The organism is Pseudomonas sp. NFX1 (assembly GCF_051123555.1).
GTDB classification, from domain to species: domain Bacteria; phylum Pseudomonadota; class Gammaproteobacteria; order Pseudomonadales; family Pseudomonadaceae; genus Aquipseudomonas; species Aquipseudomonas capeferrum.
Genome location: NZ_CP169366.1, coordinates 3,724,249 through 3,737,052, shown reverse-complemented (window position 1 = coordinate 3,737,052; position 12,804 = coordinate 3,724,249). Strand labels below are relative to the sequence as shown.

The window sequence follows — 12,804 nt, the reverse complement described above, 5'->3', positions numbered from 1 at the left end:
TCGCGACCCAGGGCCGGCGCAACGTGAAAGAACGTGTTGCGCGCAGCCTCGACCATGACGGCCGTGATACCGGTGGTTAGGGAGATATAGCAGCCCAGCAGGAAGCAACCAGATGGCTTTCTGGGTTAATCCTTTGGTAGATAGCCCTCAGCGAAGCCCCAGCCGACGTGCCAGCCGACTGAGGTTGGCGCGGTCCAGGCCCAGTTCGCGCGCAGCGGCGGCCCAGTTTTCTGCGTGCCGTTGCAGGCAGTTTTCGATGACCTGGCGTTGGTAGTCATCCATGGCTGCACGCAGCCCACCCTCGGGCAATGACGCCGCTTGCAGCGGGGTGGATGAGGGCAGGGGGTGCAACGCGGGGGCGGCACGCAAGTCCAGGTCAATGGCATCCAGGGTGAGGATGCGTGGCCGATCGGGGTGCTGGCCCAGCGCCTTGAGTGCCGAGCGACCGATCAGGTGTTCCAGCTCACGCACGTTGCCTGGCCAGTCGTAGGCCAGCAGCGCGGCCTGGGCTTCGCTGCTCAGGCGCAGGCTGTTCAGGCCCAGGCGCGAACGGTTCTGTTCGAGGAAATAGCCCGCCAATAGCAGCACATCACGCCCACGTTCACGCAGCGGCGGCACGTGCAGCGGGTACACACTCAGGCGATGGTAGAAGTCGGCGCGGTAGTTGCCGTCGCGAACTTCTGTTGCCAGGTCACGATTGGTGGCCGCGATCAGGCGCACGTCGACCCGGTGCTCACGGTCCGACCCCAGGCGTTGCAGCTGGCCACTCTGCAGCACCCGCAGCAGCTTGGCTTGCACCGTCAGTGGCAGTTCACCGACTTCATCAAGGAACAGCGTGCCGCCATTGGCCAGCTCGAACTTGCCAAGGCGTTCGCCATGGGCGCCGGTGAAGGCGCCGCGCACGTGGCCGAACAGTTCGCTTTCCACCAAGGTGTCGGGCAATGCGGCGCAGTTGAGGCTGACCAGGGGCTTGTCGGCACGGTTGCTGGCCTGGTGCAGGGCCTGGGCCACCAGCTCTTTGCCGACGCCGGTCTCACCGGTGATCAGCACGGTCAGTTCGCTGCTGCCGACCAGGCGTATCTCCTCTTCCAGGCGTTTGTGCGCGGCGCTCTGGCCAATCAGCTGCTTGTCCTGGGTGCTGGCCTGGCGGTAGATCTCGGCGCGGTGGTGTTCGTCTTCTGCACGCAGGGCCAGGTGCTCGATGCGCTCGGCCACCGTCACCGTGGCGGCGGCCAGGCTGGCGAAGGCCTGCAGGGCATCCAGTTCCAGGCTCTGGAACTGCCCTGGGGTGAGTGCGTCGAGGGTCAGCAGGCCCCACGGGCGTTCATCGACCATCAGGGGGCAGCCCATGCAGTCATGCACTTCAAGGTCGGCATCGGCGGCGATGACCAGGCCGTCGTAGGGGTCGGGCAGTTCCGAATCGCTAGGGAAGCGAGTGGGTTGCGGGCGGCTTAACAGGATCTGGAAGCGCGGGTGCTCGCTGACCTTGAAGCGTCGGCCCAGGGTATCGGCGCTCAGCCCGTCCACCGCCAGAGGCACCAGCCACTCACCGTCCAGGCGCAGCAGCGCGGCAGCGTCGCAAGGCAACAGCCCACGCATGGCCTGAAGCAGTCGACGGTAACGTTCCTGGTCGCTCAGATCGCGGGACAGGTCGCTGACCAGAGGGAGGAGGGCGGTAAGCAGGGGCTTTGCTGTCATAAGGACTCCTATTGGTCAAAATGACTATACGCCGGCCTAGGTCATTTTGACATGGTCTGCGTCAACCTCCTGATTTTGCTGGCGATAAAAGTTGGCACGATTGGTGAAATGCCTAATGCAATCATTTCAAGCCACAGGCTCAGGAGTCGTAGCAATGCTCAATGCCGAACAACGTGCAATCATCAAGGCCACCGTCCCCCTGCTGGAAAGCGGCGGCGAAGCACTGACCACCCACTTCTACAAGATGATGCTCAACGAATACCCGCAAGTACGCCCGCTGTTCAACCAGGCCCACCAGGCCAGCGGCGACCAGCCACGAGCATTGGCCAACGGCGTGCTGATGTATGCCCGCCACATCGACCAGCTCGAACAGCTCGGTGGCCTGGTCGGGCAGATCATCAACAAGCACGTCGCGCTGCAGATCCTGCCGGAGCACTACCCGATCGTAGGCAGCTGCCTGCTGCGTGCCATCGAAGAAGTGCTCGGCAAGGAAATCGCCACCCCTGAAGTGATCGCTGCCTGGGGCGCCGCGTATGGCCAGTTGGCCGACATCCTCATCGGCGCCGAAGAAAGCCTCTATAAAGAGAAGGAACAAGCCGCCGGTGGCTGGCGCGGTACCCGCGCGTTTCGCCTGGTACGCCGCGAGCAAGAGAGCAGCGAGATCGTCTCGTTCTACTTTGCGCCGGTGGATGGCAAGCCGGTGCTCAAAGCCGAGCCAGGGCAGTACATTGGCCTGCAGTTGTTCATTGACGGTGCCGAGCAGCGTCGCAACTACTCCTTGTCGGCCCTGTGCGACGGCAAGCAATACCGCATCAGCGTCAAGCGCGAAGCCGGTGGCAAGGTCTCCAATTACCTGCACGACGAACTGGTTGTGGGCGAGACGTTGCAACTGTTCCCGCCAGCGGGCGATTTTACCCTGGCCGCCAGCGACAAGCCGTTGGTGCTGATCAGTGGCGGTGTGGGTATCACCCCGACCCTGGCGATGCTTGAAGCGGCGCTTGCAACCCAGCGCCCGGTGCATTTCATCCACTGCGCGCGCAACGGTGCCGTGCACGCCTTTCGTGACTGGATCGATGGGCTGGCCGAGCGCCACCCGCAGCTCAAGCGCTTCTATTGCTACGCAGAGCAGGATGCCGACGACCAGGCAGATGCCGTGGGCCTGCTGAGCCAGGAGCTGTTGGCTCAGTGGCTGGGGCGTGAGCGTGACGTCGATGCCTACTTCCTCGGGCCCAAGGGCTTCATGGCGGTGATCAAACGTCACCTCAAGGGCCTGGGCGTGCCTGAACAGCAGAGCCGCTACGAGTTCTTCGGGCCGGCGGCGGCGCTGGAGTAACCTGCGCTTATTGTGGGCAGTCGCCCCGACAAGGCCGCGCCTGCCCAGAGCAACTCATCTATATAAAGGAGAGATGAAACAGGCCCAGAACCTTTCATCTTTAATCCTCCTTTAATCACGGTATCCTTCACTCCCGGGTGTCGAGGGGCTTGCCCTGTGCGGCACCCGGGTAGCCGCTTTTTTGCCGTGGGGCGTTGAACCGACGTCGCCAAGGCCGGTCTCAGCCATCTCCGGATAACCCGCGCAGTGCCATCACGCCGCCACCTCGGCACGCTCAAAAGGCCCTGCCCAGCGTGTAGAATTGCGCACAGGCAGGCGGACCACGCGGCCACTATCCATCGAAGGAATCGGCAATGAACGAACAAACATCGCGCCTGAATCGGGAACGGCGCTTTCTGGTGCTGCTAGGGCTGATCTGCCTGTCGCTGATCGGTGGCGCCCTCTATATGCAAGTGGTGCTGGGCGAGGCGCCTTGCCCGCTGTGCATCCTGCAGCGCTATGCCCTTCTGTTTATCGCCGTGTTCGCCTTCATCGCCGCCGCGATGCCGGGGCGCCGCAGCCTGACCTTGTTCGAAGGCCTGGTGGTGCTCAGCGCGGTGGGCGGAATCGTTGCGGCCGGCAACCATGTGTATATACTCGCCAACCCCATGGTCAGTTGCGGCATCGATACCCTGCAGCCGATCGTCGATGACCTGCCCCTGGCCAAGCTGTGGCCACTGGCGTTCCAGGTCGACGGCTTCTGCAGCACGCCGTACCCACCGATCCTCGGTCTGTCGCTGGCGCAATGGGCACTGGTCGCGTTCGTGCTCACCGCCATTCTGGTACCGCTGGGTATCTACCGCAACCGACGTCAGTCTTAGACAAAAGTCCCGAATTGTGTGAGGTCTTTTGCACCGCGTGAGATGCGCAGAAAGTTGCTCCCTGCTTGATCCAGATCAATCACGAAGCCTTGTAGAATGCGGCTTTGAGGGCTACCGGGCGGGGTGCGACAAACTGTCGCGAAGTTGATTCTTCGGGGTGCATTGTTACATATTCTGTAAAAGACTGTTGCTCAATAAGTCATAGTCAAGGGTTGGCGACCTATCTACAATCGCCCCCAATTTCCGTTCGGCACTGCTTGCGAGTCGCAGGATTGAAGGAAGCCCCAGCGCTCCCTTTTGCTGACTTCGTCAAGTTTCGCCCAGCGGCGATACCGAGCGGACACCCCTCCGCGTTTTCCCGCACCAAATGGACTTGGTCTGAAGTACAGGCCTGTTGCCTACGAAACCATAAGCACCGCTAACACGCTTGAGCCAAGGTCCTGCAGTCGGACCCCAGGCAGGAGCGAGTACGGGCGCGAAATGCCTCACTTGGCAGGACGAAGTGTTGGCTACCAAAACACAAATTGCATTGAAGCAAGCTGATCTAGAGGTCGTGAGATGAGTAAAAAGCGTTACCCCAGACTGTTTGGCATATTGCCCTTTTTAGGCATGCTTTTACTCAGTGGGTGCAACTGGACCCTGCTCGACCCGAAAGGTCAGGTCGGCATTGAGCAAAAGAACCTCATCCTCATCGCTACCGGCCTGATGCTGCTGGTGGTGATTCCGGTCATCATCATGACCGTGGCGTTCGCCTGGAAGTACCGTGCTTCCAACAAGGCTGCGACCTACACGCCTGACTGGTCGCACTCGACCAAGATCGAGGCTGCGGTGTGGATCATCCCGATCCTGATCATCATCGCGCTGGGTTATGTCACCTACAAGTCCACCCACAAGCTGGACCCGTATCGTCCGCTGGATTCGGACGTCAAGCCGATCCAGATCGACGTGGTCGCACTGGACTGGAAGTGGCTGTTCATCTACCCGGAGCAGGGCATCGCGACGGTCAACAAGATCAACTTCCCGGCTAACACCCCGGTCAACTTCCGCGTCACCTCCGACGCCGTGATGAACTCGTTCTTCATCCCGGGCCTGGGTGGCCAGATCTACGCAATGGCCGGCATGACCACCAAGCTGCACCTGATCGCCAACGAGAACGGTGTGTTTGACGGTATCAGCGCCAACTACAGCGGTGCTGGTTTCACCGGCATGAAATTCAAGGCTACTGCTACTTCCCAGGAAGACTTCGACAAGTGGGTCGCCGAAGTGAAGCAGTCGCCGCTGAAACTGGGCAAAGCCGAGTACGAAGCTCTGGCCAAGCCTAGCGAATACAACCCAGTCGCGCTGTACAGCGAGGCACCAGCAGAGCTGTTCCAGACCATCGTCGACAAGTACGAAGGCATGAACCGCGGCAAGCCGGTCCACGAAGAAGCAGGCAGCAAAGATCTGGCCACTACCAAGGGTGTGGAATCGAGTATGCAACCAGCTGCCGGGGCAGAGGAGTAAGAGATGTTCGGTAAATTAAGCCTGGAGGCGATACCCTATCACGAGCCGATAGTCATGGTGACGCTTGCCATGATCGCGCTCGGTGGTATCGCTGTCGTCGGTCTTGTCACCTATTTCCGCAAGTGGACCTACTTGTGGACCGAGTGGTTGACGACTGTCGACCACAAGAAAATCGGGGTGATGTACATCATCGTCGCGATGATCATGCTGCTGCGCGGCTTTGCCGACGCGATCATGATGCGTACACAGCTCGCTGCTGCTACCGGCGGCTCCGAAGGCTACCTGCCGCCTGAACACTATGACCAGATCTTCACCGCTCACGGTGTGATCATGATCATCTTCATGGCGATGCCGTTCTTCACCGGCCTGATGAACCTTGCGGTTCCTCTGCAGATCGGTGCACGTGACGTTGCCTTCCCGTTCCTGAACTCCCTGAGCTTCTACCTGCTGCTGGCAGGCGTGCTGCTGGTCAACATCTCCCTGGGCGTCGGCGAATTCGCCAAGACCGGTTGGGTTGCCTATCCGCCGCTCGCGGGCATTCAGTACAGCCCTGGAGTGGGTGTCGACTACTACATCTGGGCGCTACAGCTCTCCGGATTGGGTACGACGCTTACCGGTGTGAACTTCCTCGTCACCGTGATGAAGATGCGCGCACCTGGCATGAAACTGATGGACATGCCGATCTTCACCTGGACCTGCACCTGGGCCAACGTGCTGATCGTTGCTTCCTTCCCGATTCTGACCGCTGCACTCGCTCTGCTGACTGTTGACCGTTATCTGGACTTCCACATTTTCACCAACGAGCTTGGTGGGAACCCGATGATGTACGTCAACCTGTTCTGGGCGTGGGGTCACCCTGAGGTTTACATCCTGATCCTGCCGGCCTTCGGCGTGTTCTCGGAAGTGACTTCGACCTTCTCCGGCAAGCGTCTGTTTGGCCACCACTCGATGATCTACGCATCGGGCGCAATCGCCATCCTGGGCTTCGCGGTATGGCTGCACCACTTCTTCACCATGGGTGCCGGCGCCAGCGTCAACACCTTCTTCGGCCTGGCGACGATGCTGATCTCCATTCCGACGGGTGTGAAGTTGTTCAACTGGCTGTTCACCATGTACCAGGGCCGTGTGCGCTTCACCGCACCGATGCTGTGGACCCTGGGCTTCATGATCACCTTCTCCATCGGTGGCATGACCGGCGTTCTGCTGGCAGTACCAGGTGCTGACTTCGTTCTGCACAACAGCCTGTTCGTAATTGCTCACTTCCACAACGTGATCATCGGTGGTGCGGTATTCGGCTACATTGCCGGCTTCGCCTACTGGTTCCCGAAAGCCTTCGGTTTCACCCTGAACGAGAAGTGGGGCAAAGCTGCCTTCTGGTTCTGGATCTCGGGCTTCTACGTTGCGTTCATGCCGCTGTACGCCCTGGGCTTCATGGGCATGACCCGTCGTCTGAACCACTCCGACAACCCACTGTGGGAACCCTACCTGTACGTAGCCGTTGTCGGCGCCGTGCTGATCCTGTTCGGTATCGCTTGCCAGCTGATCCAGCTCTACGTTTCGGTCCGCGACCGCAACCAGAACCTGGACGTGACCGGCGACCCATGGGGCGGTCGTACCCTGGAATGGTCGACTTCGTCGCCACCTCCGTTCTACAACTTCGCCCACATGCCTGAGCAGGTTGGTCTGGATGCATGGCATGAATCCAAGGAAACCGGCGTTGCCTACAAGCCGGCAACCAAGTTCGACGCCATCCACATGCCGAGCAACACCTCTACCGGTTTGTTCATGGGCCTGTTCCTGACCGTCTTCGGCTTTGCCTTCATCTGGCACATCTGGTGGCTGGTTGGCGCAAGCCTGGTTGCAACCATCGCTGTCTTCGTTCGCCACGCCGCGCGTGACGACCAGGGCTTCATGGTTCCGGCCGAAGAAGTGGCGCGCATCGAAGGCGAGCGCATGAAAGCGCTGGCCAAAGCAGGTGCTCTGCCTGCCGGCGCACGTGTCGAATCGTTTGAGCGGGTGTAATCAATGTCCAGTCAAGTAATGCACGGCGCTGCTCATGGTCACGACCATGGGCATGACGACCACCACCACGACTCGGGCCAGATGACCGTACTCGGTTTCTGGCTGTACCTGATGACCGACTGCATCCTGTTTGCGTCGCTCTTCGCCACCTACGCGGTGCTGTCCGGCAGTTTTGCCGGCGGCCCGTCGGGTCATGACATCTTCCAGCTCGACTTCGTGCTGGTAGAAACCGCGTTCCTGCTGCTGTCCTCGATCACCTTCGGCTTCGCCATGCTGAAGATGTTCGCTGGCAATAAAGCAGGTGTACTGGGCTGGTTGGCTGTGACCTTCCTGTTCGGTGCAGGCTTCATCGCGATGGAGATCTATGAGTTCCATCACCTGATCGCCGAGGGCTTCGGCCCGCAGCGCAGTGGCTTCCTGTCGGCGTTCTTCGCGTTGGTCGGTACCCACGGCCTGCACGTGACTGCTGGCCTGATCTGGATGGCAATCATGATGTACCAGATCAACAAGCACGGCATCACGCCGACCGCCAAGACCCGCATGAGCTGCCTGAGCCTGTTCTGGCACTTCCTGGACGTGGTCTGGATCTGCGTATTCACCGTCGTTTACCTGCTGGGGGTTCTGTAATGGCTAACGCACACGACACTCATCACGAAGGTAATCACGGTAGCGTGAAGTCCTACATGGTCGGCTTTGTTCTGTCGATCATCCTGACCGCGATCCCGTTCGGCCTGGTGATGTTCCCAAGCCTGCCGAAGAACCTGACCGTCCTGGTCGTGGTGGCCATGGCCGTCATCCAGGTGGTAGTGCACCTTGTGTACTTCCTGCACATGGACCGCTCGCAAGAGCAGCGTTCCAACGTGTCGACGTTCCTGTTCACCGCCATGGTAATTGCACTGCTGGTCGGCCTGTCGCTGTGGATCATGTTCAACATCCACATCGAAATGATGGCCAAGTGAGGTAAGACTGCATGTCCGTTAAGCACTTTATCCAAATCACCAAACCGGGGATCATTTTCGGTAACGTGCTTTCCGTGGCAGGCGGATTCTTCCTTGCCGCGAAGGGCCATGTGGACTTCGCCCTGTTCCTGGCGGTGGTGGTTGGTACTTCCCTGGTGGTGGCGTCCGGTTGTGTGTTCAACAACTGCATCGACCGCGACATCGACATCAAGATGGAACGTACCAAGAACCGCGTCATGGTCCAGGGCGGCATGTCGCTGACCCTCGCGCTGATCTACGCCACCCTGCTTGGGGTGGCGGGTTTCAGCCTGCTGTATGTCCAGGCCAACCCACTGTCGGCGTTCTGTGCGCTGATCGGTTTCATCGTCTACGTCGGTTTCTACAGCCTCTGGCTGAAGCGTAAATCGGTGCACGGCACCTTGGTCGGCAGCCTGTCCGGTGCCATGCCTCCGGTGATCGGCTACTGCGCCGTCAGCAACAGCTTCGACCTGGCTGCAGTGACCCTGCTGGTGATGTTCAGCCTGTGGCAGATGCCGCACAGCTTCGCGATCGCCATCTTCCGCTTCAAGGATTACAGCGCTGCCAACATCCCGGTTCTGCCGGTGGCGCGCGGCATTCTTGCTGCCAAGAAGCAGATCGTGCTGTACGTGCTGGCCTTCGTGCTCGCGACCCTGATGCTTACCCTCGGCGGTTACGCCGGCCTCGGCTACATGGCCGTGGCGGCAGCCATGGGCCTGTACTGGCTGTACATGGCCTGGGGTGGCTACAAGGCCGAGGACGACAGCAAGTGGGCCCGCAAGGTGTTCGGCTTCTCCATCCTCACTGTCACTGCCCTGAGCGTGATGATGTCGGTGGACAGCCAGACCGCTGCGGACGTGTTGATGACCTACGCACGCTGATACCGCTGCCTGTTACACGAAAACCCCGGCCATGTGCCGGGGTTTTTTTATGGGTGCTCTCCTGTGCCGGCCTCTTCGCGGGGCAAGCCCGCTCCCACAGGTGTAGGGCAAGTCCCAATGCCTGTGTATAACCCTGTGGGAGCGGGCTTGCCCCGCGAAGAGGCCGGCCCTGAAAACATAAAATTCCAATTTTCAAAAAATACATCTGAAAAAATATAATAAAACAGGAAATTGTCCTTTACAGGTATCCTGTTTCGGCATTATCTTCTGATCCAGGCCGCTATGTCGGCCAACGTCGCTCGGACGGTTCCGGGCGCTTACGTCTGCAGAGGAAACCATGGCCAACCCAGGTTTGCCGCGCCGCTTCGCGCGCATCGATCGTCTCCCCCCTTACGTCTTCAACATCACTGCCGAGCTCAAGATGGCCGCCCGCCGCCGTGGCGAAGACATCATCGACCTGAGCATGGGCAACCCCGATGGCGCCACCCCCCCGCACATCGTCGAGAAACTGGTGCAGGTCGCCCAGCGCGAAGACACCCACGGCTACTCCACCTCCCGCGGCATTCCGCGCCTGCGTCGGGCCATCTCCAATTGGTACAAGGAGCGCTACGAGGTCGACATCGACCCGGAAAGCGAAGCCATCGTCACCATCGGCTCCAAGGAAGGCCTGGCCCACCTGATGCTCGCTACCCTCGACCAGGGCGACACGGTGCTGGTCCCCAACCCCAGCTACCCGATCCACATCTATGGTGCAGTGATTGCCGGCGCCCAGGTGCGTTCGGTGCCACTGGTGCCGGGTGTGGATTTTTTCAATGAGCTCGAGCGGGCCATACGCGAGTCCATCCCCAAGCCGAAGATGATGATCCTCGGCTTCCCGTCCAACCCCACCGCGCAGTGCGTCGAGCTGGACTTCTTCGAGCGGGTGGTGGCCCTGGCCAAGCAGTATGACGTGCTGGTGGTGCATGACCTGGCCTACGCCGATATCGTCTACGACGGCTGGAAAGCCCCGTCGATCATGCAGGTGCCCGGGGCCAAGGACATCGCGGTGGAATTCTTCACCTTGTCCAAGAGCTACAACATGGCCGGCTGGCGTATCGGCTTCATGGTGGGCAACCCAGAGCTGGTCAATGCCCTGGCACGCATCAAGAGCTACCACGACTACGGCACCTTCACGCCCTTGCAGGTGGCCGCCATCGCCGCGCTGGAAGGTGACCAACAGTGCGTGCGGGACATCGCCGAGCAGTACCGTCAGCGCCGTAACCTGCTGGTGAAGGGGCTGCACGAGCTGGGCTGGATGGTCGAAAACCCCAAGGCGTCGATGTACGTCTGGGCGAAGATTCCGCCGGAGTATGCGCACCTGGGCTCGCTGGAGTTTTCCAAGAAGCTGCTGGCCGAGGCCAAGGTCTGTGTGTCGCCAGGCATCGGCTTTGGTGATTATGGCGACGACCACGTGCGTTTTGCCCTGATCGAGAACCAGGACCGTATTCGCCAGGCGATCCGCGGTATCCGCCAGATGTTCAGGGCCGATGGCCTGACCCGCAAGTAAATCGCCCGGGGCCGCTACGCGGCCCCCATCGGGCAGTAGGCTGGCCTTCCGTATTCCTGCCCGTCATGCACACCAATACCTTCAGCACTCATTTCTTCCTGTTCAGGTATTCAAATGAGTGTATTCACAGCCTATTTCTGCGGTACCGCTTCCAACCGTTTCGATGAAGCAAACCCCAATTTCTGGAACGGTGAACTGGTCTCGACGTTGGCCAGCAACGATCAGGGGCGCGAGTTCGCCCATTGGATTGCAGTCGATGGGCCTGGCAGCGGCAACCTTCAGGACGACAACCTGTTCGTCGAGCCGGGTGGCTACTTCAACTGGAGTGGCCAGTTGTTCGGTCGCGGTTGGGACGAAAACGTGAACCATGTGCTGCAGGTCATCAAAGGCGAAAGTAACTGGCAGCGCACCAAGCTCAGCGAGGAAGCGTACACAAGGCTCAAAGACGCGGGCGTACCGATCCCGGATGCGTCCGCAACGGCATCCTGGTTCTGGCGAACCTACGACTATGGAGACCGCCACCCAACCCCACAGGAGCTGCAGGAGCAGATCATCAGCATGTTCCGCAAGCCGCGCCTGCCCACCCACGTCAACCTGGTGGGCTGGAGCCGGGGTGGTATCAGTTGCCATATGCTGGCCAATGCGATGGCGCAAGACCCGGTGCTGCGGGATATCCCGGTCAACATCTTTGCCATCGACCCGGTGCCAGGGATTGGCAACATCCACACGCAACGGGTGAAACTGGCGGGCAATGTCAGAGAGTACGTCGGTTTCTATTCGCGGGATGAGCGCTCCAAAGGTTTTGCCTGCGTGATCCCCTCTGTAGAGAGCGGCACGCACATATGCATTTATCCGATGCCGGGCCGGCATGCCACCTTGGTCGGCAATGCGTCGGTCGATGGCGCGGGCGATGGCAAGGTGTTGATCGAGCCTGGGTTGATCGTGCGGCATTTCGCCGAAGTCTGCCTGACCCGTTGGGGTGTCGAGTTGGGCAAGCGACTGGCGCTGGATGACGACCAGTTGATGCAGCATCACCTGGCCATGGCCACTGCCGATGAGCACTACCAGGCCATGCGTAGCCAGTCGTATACCGTCATCACCGAAGGCAGCAAGGACGACCGGCTGGTGCACTGCGGCGAAGCCCAGGCGCACTTCAGCCAAGTGAGCGGCGAAAGCTATGACCCAGGCGAAGGCCTTGGCCTGCAACACTGGGATGCCAGCACTTACAAGGCCCTGCGATAGGTCAGGCGGGCGGCCATCCAGTGGGCTGGCCGCCTGTTTTTCGGGCTTCGGGCTTCCCGGATCAGCGGCGATTTTTTTTGCATTGCCCCTCTATCCAGCCGGCCCCGGTTGGATTGAAAATGGCGCAGCGGGCCCTGCCCCGATAACAACAACCTTCCCTCCGTGGCCTCATGTCCGAATATAATCCTTGCCTTGACTGCGGCGCCTGCTGCGGGTACTTCCGTGTGTCCTTCTTCTGGGGCGAATGCCAGTCTGCCGGGGGCGTTGTGCCTGACGACCTGGTGGTGCAGATCAACCCCACCCGGGTTGCCATGATTGGCACCGATGCCAAGCCTTGCCGCTGCGTGGGCCTTGCGGGCGAGATCGGCAAAGAGGTGGCGTGTACCATTTACGCCAACCGCTCGAGCCCTTGCCGAGAGTTTGAAGCGTCGTGGGAGGGTGGGGTGCATAACCCTAGCTGCGACGATGCTCGCGCGGCCTATGGGCTACCGCCGCTGACCCCACCAGGGGCTAACGAGCCGCATTGGCCGGATGACGGGGCTGAGGTGGCTTGAGGTTACTGAGTGGCCTGTACCCGCGAGAGGGTCATCCTGAATGGCCTGTCGGGCAGCGCTCTTGAGATCGAGCGCCGCCCGCGCGGCGCTCGATCTACGCCACACCGCAAAACCCAACCAAGCCCCCAGTGGCCATGATGCAGTCCCCAGCCCTGCAGTTACACCCTCACATCCTGTAAACCTAATCC

11 protein-coding genes are annotated in these 12,804 nt (G+C 60.4%); 10 read left to right on the top strand and 1 reads right to left on the bottom strand.

Translation table 11 applies throughout. The features are described from left to right. Positions 1–147: 147 nt before the first annotated feature. Positions 148–1,698, bottom strand: a complete 1,551-nt coding sequence (norR, locus tag DJ563_RS16855) for a nitric oxide reductase transcriptional regulator NorR (protein ID WP_434518057.1) — start codon at positions 1,696–1,698, stop codon at positions 148–150. Between the two features lie 154 nt (positions 1,699–1,852). On the opposite strand from norR, the gene hmpA reads away from it, so the two are divergent. The 10 genes from hmpA (at position 1,853) to DJ563_RS16805 (ending at position 12,616) form a co-directional block, all read left to right on the top strand. Continuing rightward, positions 1,853–3,031, top strand: coding sequence for an NO-inducible flavohemoprotein (gene hmpA, locus DJ563_RS16850; RefSeq protein ID WP_156310420.1), 1,179 nt, complete (start codon positions 1,853–1,855; stop codon positions 3,029–3,031). A gap of 353 nt (positions 3,032–3,384) precedes the next feature. After that, a complete protein-coding gene (locus tag DJ563_RS16845; RefSeq protein WP_033701229.1) occupies positions 3,385–3,891 on the top strand; it encodes a disulfide bond formation protein B in 507 nt (168 codons plus the stop codon). A 558-nt stretch (positions 3,892–4,449) separates the two neighbouring features. Further along, positions 4,450–5,394 (top strand): ubiquinol oxidase subunit II, encoded by a 945-nt coding sequence (gene cyoA, locus DJ563_RS16840; protein WP_274100227.1) that lies wholly within the window; start codon positions 4,450–4,452, stop codon positions 5,392–5,394. Positions 5,395–5,397: 3 nt separating this feature from the next. Continuing rightward, the gene (gene cyoB, locus DJ563_RS16835; RefSeq protein WP_274100228.1) at positions 5,398–7,416 is read left to right on the top strand and encodes a cytochrome o ubiquinol oxidase subunit I; all 2,019 of its coding nucleotides are present in this window, start codon (positions 5,398–5,400) and stop codon (positions 7,414–7,416) included. A 3-nt stretch (positions 7,417–7,419) separates the two neighbouring features. Beyond that, the gene (gene cyoC, locus DJ563_RS16830) at positions 7,420–8,043 is read left to right on the top strand and encodes a cytochrome o ubiquinol oxidase subunit III (protein WP_033701226.1); all 624 of its coding nucleotides are present in this window, start codon (positions 7,420–7,422) and stop codon (positions 8,041–8,043) included. Continuing rightward, positions 8,043–8,375, top strand: coding sequence for a cytochrome o ubiquinol oxidase subunit IV (cyoD, locus tag DJ563_RS16825; RefSeq protein ID WP_033701225.1), 333 nt, complete (start codon positions 8,043–8,045; stop codon positions 8,373–8,375). The genes cyoC and cyoD overlap by 1 nt, the downstream gene beginning before the upstream one ends. Before the next feature lie 11 nt (positions 8,376–8,386). Further along, on the top strand, positions 8,387–9,274 hold the full coding sequence (gene cyoE / locus DJ563_RS16820) for a heme o synthase (protein WP_047583869.1): 888 nt from the start codon (positions 8,387–8,389) through the stop codon (positions 9,272–9,274). A gap of 337 nt (positions 9,275–9,611) precedes the next feature. Continuing rightward, positions 9,612–10,820, top strand: a complete 1,209-nt coding sequence (alaC, locus tag DJ563_RS16815) for an alanine transaminase (protein WP_434518056.1) — start codon at positions 9,612–9,614, stop codon at positions 10,818–10,820. A gap of 114 nt (positions 10,821–10,934) precedes the next feature. Continuing rightward, positions 10,935–12,062, top strand: coding sequence for a hypothetical protein (locus tag DJ563_RS16810; protein ID WP_434518055.1), 1,128 nt, complete (start codon positions 10,935–10,937; stop codon positions 12,060–12,062). A 170-nt stretch (positions 12,063–12,232) separates the two neighbouring features. After that, positions 12,233–12,616 (top strand): YkgJ family cysteine cluster protein, encoded by a 384-nt coding sequence (locus DJ563_RS16805; protein WP_274100542.1) that lies wholly within the window; start codon positions 12,233–12,235, stop codon positions 12,614–12,616. The last annotated feature ends 188 nt before the right edge of the window (positions 12,617–12,804 follow it).

What these genes read in the sequence shown, in the direction of transcription:
- DJ563_RS16845 (WP_033701229.1), top strand. Translation starts at nt 3,385, where the DNA reads ATGAACGAACAAACATCGCGCCTGAATCGGGAACGGCGCTTTCTGGTG.
- hmpA (WP_156310420.1), top strand. Translation starts at nt 1,853, where the DNA reads ATGCTCAATGCCGAACAACGTGCAATCATCAAGGCCACCGTCCCCCTG.
- cyoB (WP_274100228.1), top strand. Translation starts at nt 5,398, where the DNA reads ATGTTCGGTAAATTAAGCCTGGAGGCGATACCCTATCACGAGCCGATA.
- cyoE (WP_047583869.1), top strand. Translation starts at nt 8,387, where the DNA reads ATGTCCGTTAAGCACTTTATCCAAATCACCAAACCGGGGATCATTTTC.
- cyoC (WP_033701226.1), top strand. Translation starts at nt 7,420, where the DNA reads ATGTCCAGTCAAGTAATGCACGGCGCTGCTCATGGTCACGACCATGGG.
- cyoA (WP_274100227.1), top strand. Translation starts at nt 4,450, where the DNA reads ATGAGTAAAAAGCGTTACCCCAGACTGTTTGGCATATTGCCCTTTTTA.
- cyoD (WP_033701225.1), top strand. Translation starts at nt 8,043, where the DNA reads ATGGCTAACGCACACGACACTCATCACGAAGGTAATCACGGTAGCGTG.
- DJ563_RS16810 (WP_434518055.1), top strand. Translation starts at nt 10,935, where the DNA reads ATGAGTGTATTCACAGCCTATTTCTGCGGTACCGCTTCCAACCGTTTC.
- DJ563_RS16805 (WP_274100542.1), top strand. Translation starts at nt 12,233, where the DNA reads ATGTCCGAATATAATCCTTGCCTTGACTGCGGCGCCTGCTGCGGGTAC.
- alaC (WP_434518056.1), top strand. Translation starts at nt 9,612, where the DNA reads ATGGCCAACCCAGGTTTGCCGCGCCGCTTCGCGCGCATCGATCGTCTC.
- norR (WP_434518057.1), bottom strand. Translation starts at nt 1,698, where the DNA reads ATGACAGCAAAGCCCCTGCTTACCGCCCTCCTCCCTCTGGTCAGCGAC.